Raw genomic sequence first — 18,099 nt, 5'->3', positions numbered from 1 at the left:
CGGTCTCCTTCTCTCGGTCCGTGGGGGACGGGGATGCGGAGGAGACTGCCAGGCGACGACCATGGTTTGACAGTGGTCAATCAACTTCTTGACCAGCTCTTGTCCTAAAGGCGTGATCCGGCGTTCGGTATGGGGACATCTGCTGGTGGTACGTCAGATTTCCCGGCGTACGTCGTGATCGCCGGGTTCCGGCGTACTGTCCGGCGCACCGCGTCCGGGCGCGCGGTCCCTACCGGTACGCGAGTCCTTCCCGGGCGCGGAGGAGTTCGGGCGTGCGAACGCTCCGGGCGCGCGACCCGTTCCGGATGCGCGGACTCCACGGGCACGCGCGCATGCGAGGTCTTCGGACGCGCGGGCCCCTTGGGCGTGCGGGCGCGCGGGGGCCGGGCTCGCGGGGTGCGGCACCGGCGGCCCGCCCGGCCCGCGCGCCCTGTCCCAAGCCTCCGAAATCACCACCGAATCGGGCGAACGGAAAGCCGCATATGCCTTTCCGAATAATCCGGCGGCATGCGGGGAAACCCTGGGGGCGGGCCGGGTCGGATAATATTGACAGTGTCGATCACGATACGGGTTAATAGGCGTGAATGGCTTCAAAGCGCAGCTCGAAGCTCTCCCGTCCGAACGGGGAAACGAGCTGCTCTGCGGCCGGAGTGAGCAAGGTAAGTCACGGCGAGCGGCCCTCCGGCCGCGTGCGCGATACCGGCCTCCGGCCGAGAGCGGGCGAACCGGGGGAATGCGGACCGGGATTTCCTCCGGAGGGAGATCAATGCCCCATCTCGACCCTTTTACCGTTCCGGAATTTCATCTTCCCTTTGATAACTCCAAGGACCCCGCCGGTGACCGCGCCAACGCCGAGGCGACCGCCTGGGCCGTCGACCGGGGCCTCATAGAGGCCGGGGCGAGCGAGCAGTTCGCGGGCATCGGATTCGGCCACCTCGCCGCCCGCGTCAGCCGTGACGCCCCCTATGAACGGCTGCTCCTGCTGTCCCAGTGGATGGCCTGGTCCTTCGTCCTGGACGACCAGCACGACCTGCTCATCAGGGCCGGCCGCGTCCGCGACTGGCAGCCCATCTCCGACGCCATCACCCGCCACGTCTCCGGTGGCGAGCGGACCGGGGCGCCCCGGCCCGCGCTGGACAACCCGCTCGTGGCGTCCTTCGCCGAACTCTGCGACGGCATCATGGCCGGGATGACCCCGCTCCTCCAAGCCCGCTACCGGCGTCACGTCCCGCGCATGCTCCGCTCCCTGGACGAGGAGGCCGCCAACCGGCTTCCCGGACACCGCCCCACCGTCGAGGACTACGTCCTGACCCGCCGCCACAGCTCCCAGCTCCTGCCCATGATGGACATGGTGGAGGCCGACCAGGGCATAGAGGTCCCCGACGAGGCCCACCGGACCCCCGCCCTGCGTGAACTGATGTGGAGCGCCATCGACGTCATCTCCTGGGGCAACGACGTGTTCTCGCTGCCCAAGGAGTACTCCTGCGGAGACACCAACAACCTCGCCGCCCTCCTCGCCCACTGGCACGGCCTCACCCTGCCCGAGGCCGTACGGGCGGTGGAGCAGCGCATCCACGACCGCGTCGAGGAGTTCCGCGCGGCCGCCCGCGACCTGCCCCGCACCCTCGACGCGCTCGGCGTCACCGACCCCGCCGCCCGCACCGCCGTGGAACACCGCGTCCGCGGCTACGAGGACTGGATGATCGGCGCCGACCTCTGGCAGCGCCACGACTGCACGCGGTACCGGGACGAGCGCTTCGCCGCCGGGCTCGAAGCCGCGTACACCCGCCCGGACCTGGTCTCAGTGGCCTGAGGGGACAACCCATGACCCGCAACCGCACCACCCGCACCCGCACCGGCGCCACCGAGGCGTCCGGCGGCCAGGACACGGCCGGGCGCGCCCCCATGGCGCCCGGCAGGCTGCCGCTCCTCGGCCACGCCCTCCAGCTGTCGCGCGGCCCCATCGCGTTCCTGGAGTCGCTGCGCGGCGTCGCCCCCGTCGTCCGCGTGGACCTCGGCGGCTGGCCCCTGCACGTCCTGACCGACCCCGCCCTCATCCACACCGTCCTCGTCGGCGAGGCCCACGCGTTCGGACGCGGCCGCATCTTCGAGAAGCTGCGTCCCCTCTTCGGCAACGGGATCGCCACCACCGACGGCGCGCTCCACCGCAAACAACGCCGCCTCATGCAACCGGCGTTCCAGCGCAACCGCATCTCCCGCTACGCGGAGCTGATGTGCCGCGAGGCGGACACGATGGCCGCCTCCTGGACCGCGGGAGCGCGGATCCGCGTCGACCGGGAGATGCGCCGGTTCGCCCTCTCCGCCGTCGCCGGGATGATCTTCTCCGGCGACGTGGACCAGCCCGCCGTACGCGAGGTCCACCGCTCGTTCCCGATCATCCTGGAGGGCATGCTCGTCCGCACGGTCATGCCCAAGGCGTTCGACCGGCTGCCGATCCCGCTCAACCGCCGCTTCAACGCCGCCGCCACCCGCCTGCGGTCCATCATCGACGAGGTCGTCGCCGCGTACGGCCCCGAGGACAGCGGCCGCGACGACCTCATCTCCCTGCTGCTCGCCAGCAAGGACCCCGAGACCGGCGACACGATGAGCGCCGAACAGGTCCGCGACGAGCTCATCACCATCCTGTTCGGCGGTACGGAGACCGCCTCCACCACCCTTGCCTGGATCTTCCACGAACTGGCCCGCCACCCCGACGTGGAGGCGCGCGTCCACGCCGAGGTGGACACGGTCGTCGGCGACCGCCCCGTACGGCCCGAGGACCTCGCCTCGCTCACGTACACCAAGAGGGTCTTCGAGGAGTCCCTGCGGCTCCACTCGCCGCTGCTGTTCACCCGGCGGCCCCTGACCCCGGTCACCCTCGGCGGCGTCGCCCTCCCCGCCGGAGCCGAGATCGCCTACAGTCCCTACGCGCTCCACCGCGACCCGGAACTCTTCGCCGACCCCACCGCCTTCGACACGGAACGGTGGAACGACACCGACCCGTCCCGCGTACTGCCGCGCCTCGACAGCTTCATCCCGTTCGGCGCGGGCCAGCACAAGTGCATCGGGGACGCCTTCGCCGTCGCCGAGATCCTCACCGCCGTCGCGAGCGTCGCCCGCCGCTGGCGCCTGGAACCCGTCCCCGGCACCACGGTGAAGGAGGTGCCCGCCGGTATCCCGCTGCCCGACGCGCTGCCCATGATCTGCGTGCCGCGCCGTTGAGAAAGGGCCCCGGGCCGACGCGTCAGCGAAGGATACAGCGCTGCCCTCATATGAGTGGTGAAGTTCCCGAAAGAATGGTCATCCACGGCGTCTTCTCCGCCCGTTCCCCCTAGACTCGGCCGCACGCGCTGGAGGGGGCACGTCATGACAACGGCAGGTGAGCGGCGGGGACGGGACCGGGTCCTGTTGCTGGAACGGGAATCCGAACTCCAGACCATCGAGCGGTCGCTCGACAGCCTGTGCGGCACCTCGCCCGAAGGCGGCCTCACCACCCGGCAGGGCGGGGTGCTCGGATTCGCCGGACCGGCCGGAGTGGGCAAGACCACGCTCCTCAAGCGCCTCCGCCGACGCGCCCGCGCACGCGGCTGCACCGTGCTCTCCGCGAGCGGCGGCGAACAGGAGCGGCAGGTCCCGTTCCATGTCATGCGCCAGTTCGTGCAACCCGTCTTCGCCGCCATGCCGCAGGACGAACGCCGCCAGATCCTCGGCGACTGGTACGACATCGTCGCCCCCGCCACCGGACTGTCCGCGCCCAAACCCGACGCCAGCCCCGACCCCCAGGGCGTCCGCGACGGCCTCGACTGGGTCATCACCAACCTCTCCGTACGCATGGGCCCCGTCGTCCTCACCCTCGACGACGTCCACTGGGCCGACCCGGAGTCCCTCGCCTGGATCACCGCCTTCGCCTCCCGCGCCGCGGAGCTCGGCATGCTGATCGCCGTCGCCTGCCGCCCCGACGAACTGCCGCAGGAGGCCATGCGCCTGCACGCCCTCGTCGCGCGCGACCGCTCCCTCGCCCACGAGCTGTCCCCGCTCACCGCCGGCGCCGTCAGCCGCATCGTCCGCACCGTCCTCGGGGAGAACGCCGACGAGCTGTTCTGCCGCGAGTGCTGGGCCATCACCGGCGGCAACCCGTTCGAGGTCGTGGAGCTCACCGAGAAGGGCCGCCTGCGCGGCCTCGCCCCGCGCGAGGAGAGCATCCCGCAACTCCGCGACCTCGCCTCCGCCGTCAAGGGCAGCGGCCTCATAGAACGGCTCGAACAGCTCGGCCCCTCCGCCATGCGCCTCGCCTGGGCCGCGGCGGTCGTCGGCAGCGGCGTCCCCACCAGCATCGTCGGGACCGTCGCCGCCCTCGGCGAGTCCCAGCTCACCGACGCCATCGCGCAGCTCGACAAGGGCCGCATCCTGACCAGCCTGGACAGCATCAAGCACGACCGGGTCGTCGAGTTCCTCCATCCGCTGATCGCCACCGCCGTGTACCGGTCCATCCCGCACGGCGTGCGCGTCGGCATGCACGGCGTGGCCGCCCAGGCCCTCGTGAACGAAGGGTTCGGCGCCACGGCCGCCGCCCGCCACATGCTGGAGATGCACCCGGAAGGCGACCCGTGGGTCGTCCAGCAGCTGCGCTGTGCCGCCCGCGACAGCTTCTCCGCCGGAGCTCCCGAGGCGGCCCGCCGCTACCTCGCCCGCGCCCTGCGCGAACCCCCGGACATCGAGGACCGCGCGGAGGTCCTGTTCGAACTCGGCTCCGCCAACCTGCCGCACGAGCCCGCCACCACCGTCAACCAGCTGCGCGCCGCCCTGGAGGAGCCCAAAATCGGGCAGGACCTGCGGGAGGTCGTCACCTACCGGCTGGCGCAGGCCTTGGCCCACACCGGGCAGATGGAGGAGGCCACCGAACTCCTCGCCGAGGAGGCCAGCTCCACCACCAGCAGCCGCACCCGCCTGCGCATGCAGGCCGAGCAGTTCAAGTGGAACGCGGTCAACGCCGCCGACCCGGACTCGTGCGGCCGCTCCCGGCTGCTGTCCCAGTTCGCCAAGCGCCTCACCGGCCGCGACCTCGCCGAACGGCACATCCTCGGCCTGCGCGCCTGGGACATCGTGATGCGCGGCGAGCCCGTCGCCCAGTCCCTCCACTACGCCGAGCGGGCCCTGCGCGGCGGGATGAGCTGGACCGACCAGGACTTCGGCTTCGAGGTACCGGCCGTCATCGCCCTCACCCTGATGTACTGCGACCAGCCCGGCCGCGCCGAGGAGCTGTTCCAGGAGGGCATCGCCGAGTTCGAGGCCAAGGGCTGGCGCGGCGCCCACCTCTCCTTCGCGTACACGCTCCTCGGATACATCCGCTTCCGGCGCGGGCGGCTCGCGGAGGCCGAGGACTTCGTCCGCAGCGGCCTCCAGATCGCCGACCGGGTGGACCGCGGCATCCCCGCCCAGCTGTACGCGGTCGGCACGCTGATCGAGACGCTCCTCGCCCGCGGCCGCGCCGACGAGGCCCAGCGGATCGCCGACCGCTACCGCTTCGGCGAGGAAGACCGCAAGACCGTCGTCTACCCCGACCCGCAAGCCGTCCGGGGCAAGCTGCTGCTGGCCCGCGGCAGGATCGACGAGGCGGTCCAGCAGCTCACCGCCGCCGGTGAACGGCTCAAGCGGCGCGGCACGCACAATCCGTCCTGGAGCCCCTGGCAGCTGGACCTCGCCCTGGCCCTGGCCGGCCGACGGCCCGACGACGCGCAGGCCCACGCCGACGAGGCCGTCTCCCGCGCCCGCGCGTTCGGCACCGCCAGCGCGATCGGCCAGGCCCTGCGGGTCGCCGCGGCGGTCGCCGAGCCCACCCGTGCGGCGTCCCTGCTCGCCGAGGCCGTCGACCACCTGGAGCAGTCGCCCGCCGCGTACGAACTGGCGCACGCGCTCGTGGACCACGGCACCGTGCTGCGCGCCATCGGCGACCTCGACCATGCCGCGCAGCAGCTCTACCGGGGCATGGAGACCGCCGTCGCCTGCGGCGCGGACGCCCTCGCCACCCGGGTGCGTGACCAGCTCGCCGCGGCGGGGCTGCGGCCCCGGCGCCCGGTGCACGCCGTCCGGGACACCCTGACGACCCGTGAGGAGGCGGCGGCCGTGCTGGCGGCGGAGGGCCACGACAACGCGGTCATCGCCGGGCGACTCGGCAGTGACGAGCAGTCCGTTTCGGAGGTGCTGTCGGCCGTGTTCACCAAGCTCGGCACCGACCGGCTCGGCCTGCGCCGCGCCCTGGGCGTGTGACCGCCCCGGCCGGGTGACGCCCCGGCGGGATGACGCCCGGCCGGGGCATGGGCCCGCCGACCGTCCGCGTCAGTCCGGCACCCCACGGGACGGTGGGTCAGCGGGCCGTCCGCTCCGGGTCCGGCTCAGGATGCGTGACCCGCAGCTTCGACTGGCCGTGCGGCAGCCGCTCCCAGTCGTCCATGAACCGCGCCTGAAGACCGTGCCTCCGCGCCAGCCCCACCAGCGTCTCCGTCCGGTAGTAGAAGTCCTCCCGCAGCACCTGGTGCTCGGCGCCCTCCGTACGGTCGAAGGTGAAGTCGAAGAAGCCGCCCGGCGCCAGCACCCGGCCGACGTTCGCCAGGCACTCGTCGATCACCTCCAGCGGCGAGTGCGAGAACACGCTGTGCGCGTGCACCACCGTGAACCAGCCGTCCGGCAGGAAGTCCAGCGTCAGGTCGTCCACCGGCGTCAGATACGGCATCCGGTCCTGGAGCCCGTACCGCACCAGCGTCCGCTTCGCCTCGATGAGGATGTCCGGCGAGATGTCGATCCCGTAGTAGTGGCCCGGCTCCAGATGCTCGATGAACCGCCACCCCGCCCGCAGATTGCCGCAGCCGATCTCCAGCATCCGGTCCTGCGGGCGCAGCCCGTGCTCCAGCAGGTAGTCGAACTGCATCCGGCCGATGGCAAGCCACCGCTCCCGCGACGGGCCGCCGCCCACCGCCGCCTCCGGGCTGCGCGCCGTGTCGCTCGCCATCACCGCCCGGTAGTACGCCACATGGTCGCCGCCGCTGCGCAGCCGCAGCCACAGGTCGCGCCCGGCCCGCCGCACGTACGGCACGATCCGCTCCGGATGGGTCAGCGCGTACCGCACCTTGTACGAAGCCCTCGACCGGTCCCTCCGCGTCCCCGCGAACCCGCTGCGTGGCATGGCGCCCTCCCGGTGCTGTCTCCCGTGTGCCGGACCGTTGCCCGCTCCACCGTGCACCGACGCCCGCCCGCCACGGCGGGGACACGCCGCGTCAGGCCGCCCAGTGCCCCGGGCGCCGCAGTGCCGCCGGGATGCGCGTCGCGCCGTCGCCCCGCGCGGCGGTCAGCTGCGGCTGCGTCAGGAACAGCGCCCCCGTCAGATCCGCGCCCGACAGGTCGGCGTCCCGCAGGTCCGCGCCGATCAGGTCCGCCTCGCGCAGGTCGGCGCCCGACAGGTCCGCGGCGATCAGGTACGCGCCGCGCAGGCTCGCGCCCCGCAGCTTCGCCCCGCGCAGCCGCGCCCCCATCAGGTCGGCGCCCCGGTGGTCCTTGCGGCGGCCCGGCACGGCGGCCCTGGCCAGCTCGCTGGCGCGCAGCAGCAGGACGTTCACCTCCGCCCGCAGCGCCGGGACGTCCAGCGCCAGCAGGGCATCGGCGTCGCCGCGCGTCAGGGCGTCGATCTCGTCGTGGCGGCGCCGCAGCTCCCGGTGCACGGGCCGCGCCGCCGGCAGGTCCAGCGCCTCCGCCGCGTACCGCAGCAGCTCGTGCAGCTGCCGTACGACGGGGAAGACCGCGAACATCTCGCGCGCCGAGTCCGGCTCGGCCCGCCAGTCCCGGCCGCCGAACGTCACCTGCGACACCTTCTGCCCGGCGCCGAAGCAGTCGAAGACCGTGCAGCCCGTGTAGCCGCTGTCGCGCAGCCGCGCGTGGATGCCGCAGCGGAAGTCGGCGCCCAGGTTCCCGCAGGGCGTGCCTGCGGGCTTGTCGGCGGCGAAGTCGGCGGACCTGGCGAAGGGCAACGCCACACAGCACAGGCCGAAGCAGTCGGCGCAGTCGGCCCGCAGGTCGGCGCGGTCGGTGTGCGGGACGCGGGGGGACGGTGCCTCCACGGTGGTCGGTCTCCTACGGCTGTGCGGGCGGCTACGGGGCCGCTCGGACGACGCCCGGGAGGCGGCGCGCCCCGGCGGGGCACCCGGCCGGGCGGCGCCCGACGGGAACGTACGGGCGAGCCCATTGTCCCTCCCGGGCACCGGACCCCGCCGACCGCCCCCGCGGCCTGCCCGGCCGGGACCGCGTCAGGAGACGGCGGTGGCCGCGCGGGCCCGGGCGATGACCGTGTCCAGAAGGGACAGCAGCACCCCGCGCACATCGGCGCGGACCCGCGCGTCCAGCATCAGCACGGGCGTCTCCGGGTCGCCCAGCCGCAGCGCCGCCCGGATCTCGTCGGACGTGTACGGCTGCTCCCCGTGGAAGCAGTTCGCGGCGACCACGAACGGAAGGCCGCGGCTCTCGAAGAAGTCCACCGCCGGGAAGCTGCGGTCCAGCCGCCGCGTGTCCACGAGGACGACCGCGCCGAGAGCGCCGTGCAGCAGGTCGTCCCACATGAACCAGAAGCGCTCCTGGCCCGGTGTCCCGAACAGGTACAGCACGACTCCGGCGTCGGCGAGGGTGATCCGGCCGAAGTCCATCGCCACGGTCGTCGACGTCTTCGCCTCGATGCCGTCGAGGTCGTCCACCCCGACCCCGGCGGCCGTCAGGCGCTCCTCGGTGCGCAGCGGCTCGATCTCCGAGACCGTCTCGACCAGGGTCGTCTTGCCGACCCCGAAGCCGCCGGCGACGAGGATCTTGACGGGGGCCGGCTCCTGGCGGGCGGCGGGGTCATATCCGGGCAAGGTTGTCCCTGATTCTCATGAGCAGGTGGACGTTGGTGGTCTCGGCCCCCTCCAGCGGCGGCCGGTGACGGACGAGCCCGCGGTCCGCGAGTTCGCCGAGCAGAAGCGTCATCGGGGTCAGCCGCATCCCCATCCGGGCCGCGATCTCGGCGACCGCCCGCCCTTCCGGGGGCGGGCACAGCGCCAGGACGTGCTGCCACTCGGTGGGCAGCCCGTCGTGGGCGTCGTCGCCGGGGGCGACCGTCGCGGTGATCGTCGTGTCCATGGTGAGGACGGTCCGCGGCGCGGCCGTACGGCCGTCGGTGAGGGCGTACAGCCGGGGCCGGCGGCCGGGACGCTGCGGCGCGTCCGCCATTACGCGCCGGACGGCGACGAGGGCGCCTGCGCGCGTTCCGGCGTGGCCAGCCACTCGCCGAGCGCCTGCGCGGTCCGTACGGCCTCGCCGCCCAGCTCCCCGAGGCGTGCCTTGCGGGAGGTGACGACGATGAGGGTGCTGCCCTCCCCGCAGCCGACGATGCACAGGTACCGGTCGTCCATCTCGACCAGTTGCCGGATCACCCGGCCGCCGTCGATCTCCCGGGAGATCGCCTTCATCGTGGACGCGATGCCGGAGGCGGCCGCGGCGACCCGCTCCGCCTGCGGGCGGTCCAGCAGATAGGCGCTGAGCTTGATGCCGTCGTTGGACAGCAGCACGGCGCCCTCGATGCCCGCGATCCTGCTGAGGTTGTTGTCCAGAACGCTGTAGATCATGTCGTTCGTCGTTGTCATGGCTGATCCTGTCGGAGTTCCGCTTCCACTTTCCGGGTCCCGTCCTCGTAGTCCGCCCAGGCGTCCGCCACCTCTTCGGGCGTCGCCTCGGCTCGGTCCTGCCCGCCGGTGCCGCCGCCCGGCGCACCGGGGTCGTCCCCGGTCCGCGGGGCGCGCAGCTGTTCGGCCATGTGCGTCTGCGGTACGCGCTCGGGCAGCGGCGGGCGGGCGCCGCCGCCCGGCTTCACCAGCGCCCTCGCGCGCGCCGCCCGTACGGGCAGGGCGGCGCCCGCGTGGAGGACCAGCTCCGGCCTGGCCGCCTCGTCGCCGCGTACCGCCGTACGGTCCGCCGCGGCGGGTTCCGGCGACTCGTCCGGCACCGTGTCCCGTACCGGGGCCCCTGCCGTGCGGGGGGCCTCGTCCCGTGCCGCGTCCCGTCCCGTGCCGGGGGCCTCGTCCCGTGCCGTGTCCGCCGCCGGTTCGGCCGCCGGGGCGGGCCGCGCCGGGAGGGGCACCGGCGCCGGGGCGGGGGCGGGCTTCCGTACGGCGTCGTCCGGGGTGGGGACGAGCAGCCGCTCCGGGATGACCACCACGGCGGACGTGCCCCCGAACACCGAGCGGCGCAGCGTCACCGTCGCGCCCAGCTGGTCGGCGAGGTGGCCGACCACGAACAGGCCGAGGCGGTGCGCCTCCTCCGCGAGCACCGCGTACGGCGGCGCCGAGTGGAGGCGGGCGTTCATCTCCGCGTACCGCTCGGGGCTGACGCGCGGCCCCCGGTCCTCGATCTCGACGGACAGGCCGTCCGCGACGAGTTCGGCCCGGACGACCACCCGCGACCGGGGCGGCGAGAAGCGGGTGGCGTTGTCCAGCAGTTCCGCCAGCAGATGGCTGACCTGGCTGATGACGCGGGCCTCCACGCTGACCTCGTCCAGCGCCTGGCGGTCGATCCGGCGGAACTCCTCCACCTCGGCGGCCGCCTCCCGCAGCAGGTCGGCGACGCGCATCGGCTCCGTGTGCGGGTCGGGCACCTCGCCGCCCGCGAGGATGAGCAGGTTCTCGATCTGGCGGCGCATGCCGACGGTCAGCTGGTCCGCCCTCATCAGCTGCGCCAGCAGCGCCTCGTCGCCGCCGAAGGTGTCCTGGAGCTCCTCGGTGAGGCTCAGCTGACGGCTGACCAGGTTGCCGGTGCGGGAGGCGATGCCCGCCGCGAAGCTGCCGAAGCCATGGCGTTCCGCCGCCAGTTGGCGGTGCCCGTCCACGGAGACGGCGACGACCCGGGCGAACGCGTCGCTGATCCGCCCGACCTCGTCCCGGTCGCCGCGCACGGACGGCAGCGCCGCCTCGTCGACGGGCCGCCCCTCGCGCAGCCGCGCCACGACGTCCGGCAGGGTCGTCTCGGCGACCCGCACCGTGCGGTCGTGCAGCAGCCGCAGCCTGCGCAGCACCGACCGGGTGGTGGCCGCGACGACACCGACGACGGTCAGCAGGCCCGCAGCGCTCACCGCGATCAGCCAGGCCACCTCGGTCTCCAGCGCGGTGGCCTTCGCGTCGCCGTGCGCGAAGAGGCCCTTCGTCCGCGCGGTGTTCAGCGCCTGGAGCTCGGGGCCCCAGGAGGCGTGGGCGGCGGGCCAGCCGGTCACCTCGCGCGGCAGCCGCACCCCGGACGCCAGGTCCTTGTGGTCGGAGACGATGTGGTTCTCGATGCGGGTCTTCGCCTGCCAGGCGCCCGAGCCGACGAGCCGCGCGTACCGCTCCGCGTCCTCGGGCGGGAGGTACGGCACGATGGACCGGTCGTACAGGTACCGGTGCGCGCCCACCAGGTTGAGGACATCCGCGAACCGGGCGGCGGACAGCTCCCGCGACGGACCGGCCAGCGCGATCGCCGTGTCCTGCTGGGCCAGCATCTCCGCGGCCGAGTACAGGGAGACCACGACCTGGCTCTCCTGCGTCAGTTCGCCGTCCTCGGTGTGGCTGAACGCGTCCTGGTAGAAGCGGATCGTCTGGCCGATCAGCCCGTTGAAGTAGGCGACCGTGCCCTCGGGGCCGCCCGTGCGGGAGTCCACCCGCTCGCGCTGCCCGGGCAGTTGGTCGATGCCCTCCATGACCTCCAGGAGCCGCCGGTCGGTGTTCTGGTCTCCGGTGCCCCCGGTGGCCGCGGCACGCCGGAGCGCGGCGGCGGCCCGGTCCGTCGCCGTCCGCCGGGCGGTCAGCTCCGCGCCGGGCAGGGAGGGGTCTGCCCAGTGCGCGGCCGTGGCGCTGCGCTCCGCCTGGAGGCTGGTCATCAGCGTGTACAGGGGCAGGCCGAGGCGCTCGCCGGTGGCCACGTCGGAGCGCAGGTGCTCCGACTGCTCCAGCAGCCGGTCGGCGGTCACGACGACCTGCGCGGCCATCGCGAAGGTCGGGACGACGGCGAGCAGCACGAGCAGGGTGCGCAGGCGCACGGTGCGCCGCCGACGACGGTTCGTCGGGGCTCGTGTGCCCTCGGGTTCCATGGCAGACATCGGCCCTCGGGAGCGGGAGCGGGGACAGGGCGGTGACCGGTTCGGCGCAGCCCTGGGGAGGGCCGGGGGACCGCCGGTCCGGCTCCGGTGACGCGTGGGGGTGCCGATCATAACCAGCCAGATGCGGTTCGGGTCAGGTTGTCGTGATGATCAGAACGTGGTATTCCGGGTTCGTTCCGTGGCGGTACGCGAGAGAATGAGGACGTTTCACGCGTGCCCGCGCCCCGGCACCCCGTGAATTCCGGCCACCGCTCCGCCGGTCACGCCACCCCGCCGCACCCCGCCGGGTCACGCGACCCCGCCGCACCTGGCCGGTCGCGCGGCCCCGGCCACCGCTCCGCCGGTCACGCTCCGGGCAGTACGGCCCGCAGCATCCCGTCCCGCTCCGGGGCCTCGGCCTCCACGCGTACCCCGTAACCGCGGCTCACCCGGTCCAGCGTGGCCCGCAGCCAGTCGCGTTCGGCGTCCGACGCGTGCTCCAGGCGCAGCCGCCGCGCCCGTACGGGAGCCATCCGCAGCCCCAGCAGCCGTCCCGTGCCGGCCTCCAGCGCGGCCAGGTACAGCAGGCGCAGCTCGTCGCGGAACTCCCCGTACCCGCTGATGCCCTCGTAGTCGTCCACCAGGTCCCCGCAGCCGTACAGCACCAGTCTGCCCCGGTACACCTCCAGCGGGCGCGGGTGGTGCGAGGAGTGGCCGTGCACCACGTCCACGCCGCCGTCCACCAGCGCGTGCGCGAACCGCACCTGGCCGTCCGGCACCCCGTACCCCCAGTTCGATCCCCAGTGCACGGACACCACCACGAGGTCGCCCGGCCGCCGCGCCTCCCGCACCCGGCGCACGACCTCCCCGGCGGCCCGCTCGGTCGCCGCGGGCACCAGGTCCACCCCCGGCCGCCCCGGCGCGGCCGCCCACTCCTCGGGTACGCCGCTCGACGGCATCCCGCACGCGAACACCAGCACCCGCCGCCCGCCCGCGCCGCCCGGCACCGGGACGACGGCCGGGCGGCGCGCCTCCGCGAGGTCCCGTCCGGCGCCCGCCCTTCGCAGCCCGGCCGAGTCCAGGGCGTCGAGCGTGTCCAGCAGCCCTTCCGTGCCGAAGTCGAGGACGTGGTTGTTGGCGAGGACGCACACGTCGGGCCGGACCGCCGCCAGCGACGGCAGGTTCTCCGGCGCCATCCGGTAGTGCACCGCCTTGTCCGGCCACGGGGCGCCGCGCCGCGTGACGCTCGTCTCCAGGTTCACCACCCGCACGTGCGGCGCGGCCGCGTCGAGCAGCGGCAGCGCCACACCCCAAGGCCACGACGGGTCGGCGGGGCGGGGCACGGGGCCGTTCACGCCCTCCGCGAGCGCCACGTACGCGCGGGCGTCCCCGACGTGCTCCTCCCACAGCGTCGGATCGCCGGGGCGGGGCAGGATCTGGTCGACTCCGCGCCCCAGCATCACATCGCCGCAGAGGAACAGGGTCACCGCCGGCTCCCCGCTCATCCCTCCACCGTAGACCCAGGCGCCGACGGCCGACGCCGATGATCGACCGTGTGTGCGATCGCCGCTATGATCACCGGCGGCAAGGCTGTAGCGCAGAGGTCGTCGCGCCCACGCATCAAGCTGGAGGACGTCGGTTCGAATCCGACCGGTCTTGCCGCCTTCTCATCGTGGAGACGTCGAACGCCGGGCACCGGCGCAGGAAACCGGTGGAGTGGTGATGACGCAGCCGATCCCTTCCCCCCAGCCCGCCCGGGCCCCCGAGCAGGCAACGCCCGTACGCTGCCCGGCGATCGACCACCCCGACCTGCCGCTCGCCGACCCGGCGGCCCTCGACCCGCTGCTCGCCCGCCTCGCCGCGGCGGGCCGGGTCGCCGCCGACGAGACGTACCCGCTGGGCACCCTGCGCGCCGACGGCCGCGTCGATCTGTGCAAGCAGGGCCTCGGCCCGCACGGCGCCGCCCGCCTCCTCCCCGTGGCCGCGGCCTCGCCGCACGCCGCGCACCTGCTGCTCGGCACCAACGGCATCGGGGACGACGGCGCCCGCACGGTCGCCGACGCCCTTCGCCCGGGCCACGGCCTGCACACCCTCTACCTCGGCTGCAACCGCATCGGCCCCGAGGGCGCCACCGCCCTCGCCGCCCGCCTCGCCGACGACGACACGGTCCGTGCCCTGTGGCTCAAGCGCAACCCGGTCGGCGACGACGGCGTACGCGCCCTCGCCGACGCCCTGCGCCGCAACACCTCCCTGCGCACCCTCGACCTGGTCAACACCGGCCTCACCACGGCCGGGATGCGCGCCCTCCTCGACGCGCTCACCCGCCGCGAACGCCCCGTCGAACGGCTCTTCCTCGGCGGCAACGGTCTCACCGCGGACGCCGCGCCGCTCCTCGCCGCCCTCGCCCGCGACGCCGGGGTGAGAGAGCTGTACCTGTCGGCCAATCACCTCCGCGACGAGGGCGCCGCCGTGCTCGCAGCCGCCGCGTCCGCCGACCCGGACCGGCCCCTGCGCCTCGGCCTCGGCGGCAACGGCATCGGCCCCGACGGCGCCCGCGCGCTCGCCGCCGCCCTCGACGGCGTGGAAGCCCTCGACCTGGGCCGCACCATGTCCGAGCGCAGCCTCGGCGCACCCCCCAACCACACCGGCGACGACGGTGCCGCCGCGCTCGCCGACGCCCTGCCCGGCAGCCCCCTGCGCCACCTCGAACTCCGCCACACCGGCCTGACCGGACGCGGTGCGAAGACCCTCCTCGCCGCCGTCCCCGACGGCTCCCCGCTGGAGTACGTCGGCCTCGGCCCCGGCCTGCCCCGCCGCGTCAAGCGCGATCTCCGCCGGCGCCTGCGCCCCGCCCGGCCCGCACACCGCGACCTGCGCGCGATAGGAAGTGTTTACCGGTGACCCTCCCGCGACCCGACGAAGCGTCCTCCTGGCGGCGGGCCCGCCGCCACGCGGTGCCCCGCTGGATGATCGAGCGGGCCACCGCGCACCGCCTCGCCGGGGACTGGGCCGCCGCCTGCGCCACCGCGCACACCGACCTCGCCCTCGATATCGCGGCGGTCCGCCGACGCCACGGCGCCGACACCGCCGACGCGCTCCTCGACGACCTGCGCCACCTCGCGCCCGACCTGCTGCGCTGGCACCTGCCCCGGGTCCTGGGCGGCTGGACGACCCTCGCCACCGGCCTCGACGTCGTCCTCGCCGCGTACGGAACGCCGGGCCCGTGCCTGTACGTCACCACCCCGCCGATGCGGTCCGGCCCCCAGCGCCTCACCCTGCGCTTCGGGGCGCCCCGCCGCCCCCGGACGCGCCGCCCCGCGCTCACCGTCGACTGGACCACCGCCCGTCACCTCTGGGACGCCCGGCACGCGGACGAACTGCTCGAACGGGTCGGCGGCGGCCCCGACCGCGCCCCGTTCTGCCACCCCGACGGCACCCTGCGGACCGCCGCCGAACTGCCCACCGCCGACCCCGGCCCCGGCGACCCCGCCGGGCGCAGCGAGTGGATCGACCTCGCCTTCCACGCGGGCGACTTCGAGGGCGTCTTCACCGCGGCGGGCATCGACTACGACCCGGCACCGCCGCCGTCACGCAGCCGCTACGACGCCGGAACCACGGACCCCGGCGCGCTGCTGGGCGGCCTCCACATGGACTTCGCACGCGTCGCGGCCGAGGTCCGGCGCCTCGCCGCGCACGGACGCGGCGACCGCTTCCTGCTGCCCCTGGGCTGGCGGACCGTCATGCTGTTCGAGCCGTCCGGGCCCGCACCGGACGCGCCGGTCCTCGTACGGCAGGTCAGGCGCGACGCCACGGACGGGGTGCCCACCCTCGCGGAGGCACACTGGCGGCGGCTGCCCGACCTGGACCTGCTGCGCGGCGGGGGAGTGGCGCCCGGGGAACTGCACCCGCTCGTCGCCCGCTCCCTGTTCCCCGCACTCGACGCGGGGGAGCCCGGGCCCGGACCGGCGTACGGTCCGCCCGGCCCCGGCCTGTCGGAGCCGGTACGGGTGCGCTGCCGGGGCGAATGGCACCAGGTCGTGTTCCGCGACGGCGTCCTCGGCATGCCGCACACCGAGGAGGAGCAGCGGCGCGAGCGTGCGCTGCGCGCCTTCGGCGGAGCCGTCACCGGCTGCTTCGCCGTCCAGCAGGCGTGGACCGCGCGGGGCCTCAGACTGCCCAAGGCGCTGAAGACCCTGCGCACGGAGCTGTTCCTGCGCGCCCAGCACGGCGACACCCCCGGCGTGGTCGCCCTGCTGGACGCGGGCCTCGACCCGCACGTCCGCGACACGGACGGCCGCACCCTGCTGCACGCGCTGAACCTGCTGGACCACGAGGAGCTGCTGCCCCGGCTGCTGGCGGCGGGCGTGGACCTGGAGGCGCGGGACGCCCTCGGCCGCACGCCGCTGTACACGGCCGTCAACGACCAGGGGAGCCGCGCCCTGGTGGAGGCGCTGCTCGACGCCGGGGCCCGCGTCGACGTGCTGGACGACCAGGAGCGGTCCCTCGCCCACCTCGTCCGCGTCTACCGCCGCGGCGACCTGCTGTTCCTGCGCGAACGCGTCCAGCGGGAGCACCCGGGCCTGGGCATGGACTGGTGGGAGACGTTCGGCGAGGACGAGGACGAGGCGTACGACGACGACTCCGCCCTGTACGCGGAGCCCCCGGACGACCTCGACCCGGCCGGCGGCCCGGAGCCGCACGACGACGAACCAGACCCGTTCGGAGAAGCCGACCCGTTCGACGAGCCCGACCGGCCCGGCGGCCCCGGCGACGACGTGAAGGACGAGGCGTGACCGGCACCCCCACCACCCCCGCCCCGCTGGCCGCGGCCGACGCGCTCAACGCCCGCATCGGCGCCACCCGCACCGAGCCCGCCGCCAGCCCCCGCCTGGAGGCGCTCGCCCTCGCGGTCACCGCCAACCAGCCGGTCCTCCTCTGGGGCGAGCCCGGCATCGGCAAGTCCGCCGGGCTCGGGCAGCTCGCCGCCGGGCTCGGCCTGCCGCTGGAGACGGTCATCGCCAGCGTCCACGAGCCGTCCGACTTCGCGGGCCTGCCCGTCGTCGGCGACGACCCGGCCACCACCGGCGTGCCGATGGCCCCGCCCGACTGGGCGGTCCGCCTCGCCCGCACCGGCCACGGCCTGCTGTTCTTCGACGAGCTGTCGTCCGCGCCGCCCGCCGTGCAGGCCGCGCTCCTGCGCGTCGTCCTGGAGCGCCGCGTCGGCAGCCTCGCCCTGCCCGACTCCGTACGGATCGTCGCCGCCGCGAACCCGCCGTCCAGCGCCGCCGACGGCTGGCACCTCAGCCCGCCGCTCGCCAACCGCTTCGTCCACCTGCGCTGGACGCACGACCCGCGCACGGTCGCCCGCGGCATGGCCGGTACGTGGCCGGAGTGCGGCGTCCCCGTCGTGGACCCCGCCCGGGTGCCCGGCGCCGTCGCCCGGGCCCGTGGCGCCGTGTCCGGGTTCCTGACGGCCCGCCCCGGCCTCGTCCACCACCTCCCGGACGACGCCGAGAGCCGCGGCCGGGCCTGGCCGTCGCCGCGCACCTGGGAGATGGCGCTGCGCCTGCTGGCCGCCGCGTACGCGACCGGGGCGGGCCGCGAGGCCCTGGCCGCCGCACTGACCGGCGCCGTCGGCGAGGGCGCGGGCATCGAGCTGCTGTCGTACCTGGAGCACCTGGACCTGCCCGACCCGGACCGGGTCCTCGCCGACCCCGACGCGGTGAGCCTGCCCGAGCGGGGCGACCGGCAGCTGGCCTTCCTCATCGCGGTCGTCTCCGCCATCCAGAGCGACCTGACCCGGGAGCGCTGGGAGGCGGGCTGGGCGGTCCTCGCCAAGGCCGTCGAGGCGGGCGTGCCCGACGTCGCCGCCCGCGCCGCCACCGACCTGGCCGCGATGCGCGCCCCGGACTGGCCCGTACCGCCGGGCATCGACGCCTTCCTGGACCTGCTCCAGCGATCCGGCGCCCTGACCGGCTGAG

At 74.6% G+C, this 18,099-nt stretch carries 13 protein-coding genes and 1 pseudogene; 7 read left to right on the top strand and 7 right to left on the bottom strand.

What is annotated here, in order from left to right; all coding sequences use genetic code 11:
- The first annotated feature begins 766 nt into the window (after nt 1–766).
- From J116_RS01430 to J116_RS01420, 3 genes are all read left to right on the top strand, one after another.
- Nucleotides 767–1,813: a terpene synthase family protein gene (locus J116_RS01430; protein WP_023591148.1), complete on the top strand. Its 1,047-nt coding sequence runs from the start codon at nt 767–769 to the stop codon at nt 1,811–1,813.
- Between the two features lie 11 nt (nt 1,814–1,824).
- Nucleotides 1,825–3,222 (top strand): cytochrome P450, encoded by a 1,398-nt coding sequence (locus tag J116_RS01425; protein ID WP_023591149.1) that lies wholly within the window; start codon nt 1,825–1,827, stop codon nt 3,220–3,222.
- Nucleotides 3,223–3,366: 144 nt separating this feature from the next.
- Nucleotides 3,367–6,267: an ATP-binding protein gene (locus J116_RS01420; protein ID WP_028964791.1), complete on the top strand. Its 2,901-nt coding sequence runs from the start codon at nt 3,367–3,369 to the stop codon at nt 6,265–6,267.
- A 97-nt stretch (nt 6,268–6,364) separates the two neighbouring features.
- Here the strand turns inward: J116_RS01420 and J116_RS01415 are convergent, their stop codons facing one another.
- The 7 genes from J116_RS01415 to J116_RS01385 all read right to left on the bottom strand — a co-directional run bounded on the left by J116_RS01415 (nt 6,365) and on the right by J116_RS01385 (nt 13,623).
- Entirely contained in the window at nt 6,365–7,180 is an 816-nt protein-coding gene (locus J116_RS01415) for a class I SAM-dependent methyltransferase (RefSeq protein ID WP_023591151.1), read from the bottom strand.
- A gap of 91 nt (nt 7,181–7,271) precedes the next feature.
- Nucleotides 7,272–8,108, bottom strand: a complete 837-nt coding sequence (locus tag J116_RS01410) for a pentapeptide repeat-containing protein (RefSeq protein WP_023591152.1) — start codon at nt 8,106–8,108, stop codon at nt 7,272–7,274.
- Between the two features lie 186 nt (nt 8,109–8,294).
- Nucleotides 8,295–8,891, bottom strand: coding sequence for a GTP-binding protein (locus J116_RS01405; RefSeq protein ID WP_023591153.1), 597 nt, complete (start codon nt 8,889–8,891; stop codon nt 8,295–8,297).
- Complete coding sequence (locus J116_RS01400; RefSeq protein WP_023591154.1) at nt 8,878–9,246, bottom strand: DUF742 domain-containing protein; 369 nt, start codon at nt 9,244–9,246, stop codon at nt 8,878–8,880. The genes J116_RS01405 and J116_RS01400 overlap by 14 nt, the downstream gene beginning before the upstream one ends.
- A complete protein-coding gene (locus J116_RS01395; RefSeq protein ID WP_023591155.1) occupies nt 9,246–9,659 on the bottom strand; it encodes a roadblock/LC7 domain-containing protein in 414 nt (137 codons plus the stop codon). Before J116_RS01395 ends, J116_RS01400 begins: the two co-directional genes overlap by 1 nt.
- A complete protein-coding gene (locus tag J116_RS01390) occupies nt 9,656–12,139 on the bottom strand; it encodes a sensor histidine kinase (protein ID WP_051204001.1) in 2,484 nt (827 codons plus the stop codon). The genes J116_RS01395 and J116_RS01390 overlap by 4 nt, the downstream gene beginning before the upstream one ends.
- Nucleotides 12,140–12,483: 344 nt before the next feature.
- Nucleotides 12,484–13,623, bottom strand: a complete 1,140-nt coding sequence (locus J116_RS01385; protein WP_023591157.1) for a CapA family protein — start codon at nt 13,621–13,623, stop codon at nt 12,484–12,486.
- 81 nt (nt 13,624–13,704) lie between these two features.
- On the opposite strand from J116_RS01385, the pseudogene J116_RS01380 reads away from it, so the two are divergent.
- The 4 genes and pseudogenes from J116_RS01380 to J116_RS01365 all read left to right on the top strand — a co-directional run bounded on the left by J116_RS01380 (nt 13,705) and on the right by J116_RS01365 (nt 18,098).
- A pseudogene (locus tag J116_RS01380) lies at nt 13,705–13,777 on the top strand.
- 63 nt (nt 13,778–13,840) lie between these two features.
- Nucleotides 13,841–15,019 carry a leucine-rich repeat domain-containing protein gene (locus J116_RS01375; protein WP_051204055.1) on the top strand — a complete coding sequence of 393 codons (1,179 nt, stop codon included), beginning with the start codon at nt 13,841–13,843 and terminating at the stop codon, nt 15,017–15,019.
- Nucleotides 15,016–16,911 carry an ankyrin repeat domain-containing protein gene (locus tag J116_RS01370; protein WP_023591159.1) on the top strand — a complete coding sequence of 632 codons (1,896 nt, stop codon included), beginning with the start codon at nt 15,016–15,018 and terminating at the stop codon, nt 16,909–16,911. The genes J116_RS01375 and J116_RS01370 overlap by 4 nt, the downstream gene beginning before the upstream one ends.
- Nucleotides 16,908–18,098, top strand: coding sequence for an AAA family ATPase (locus J116_RS01365; RefSeq protein ID WP_023591160.1), 1,191 nt, complete (start codon nt 16,908–16,910; stop codon nt 18,096–18,098). Before J116_RS01370 ends, J116_RS01365 begins: the two co-directional genes overlap by 4 nt.
- Nucleotide 18,099: the final 1 nt, after the last annotated feature.

Source organism: Streptomyces thermolilacinus SPC6, assembly GCF_000478605.2.
Lineage (GTDB): Bacteria > Actinomycetota > Actinomycetes > Streptomycetales > Streptomycetaceae > Streptomyces > Streptomyces thermolilacinus.
The sequence above is the reverse complement of the archived record's forward strand: the minus strand, read 5'-3'. Positions and strand labels throughout refer to the sequence as shown.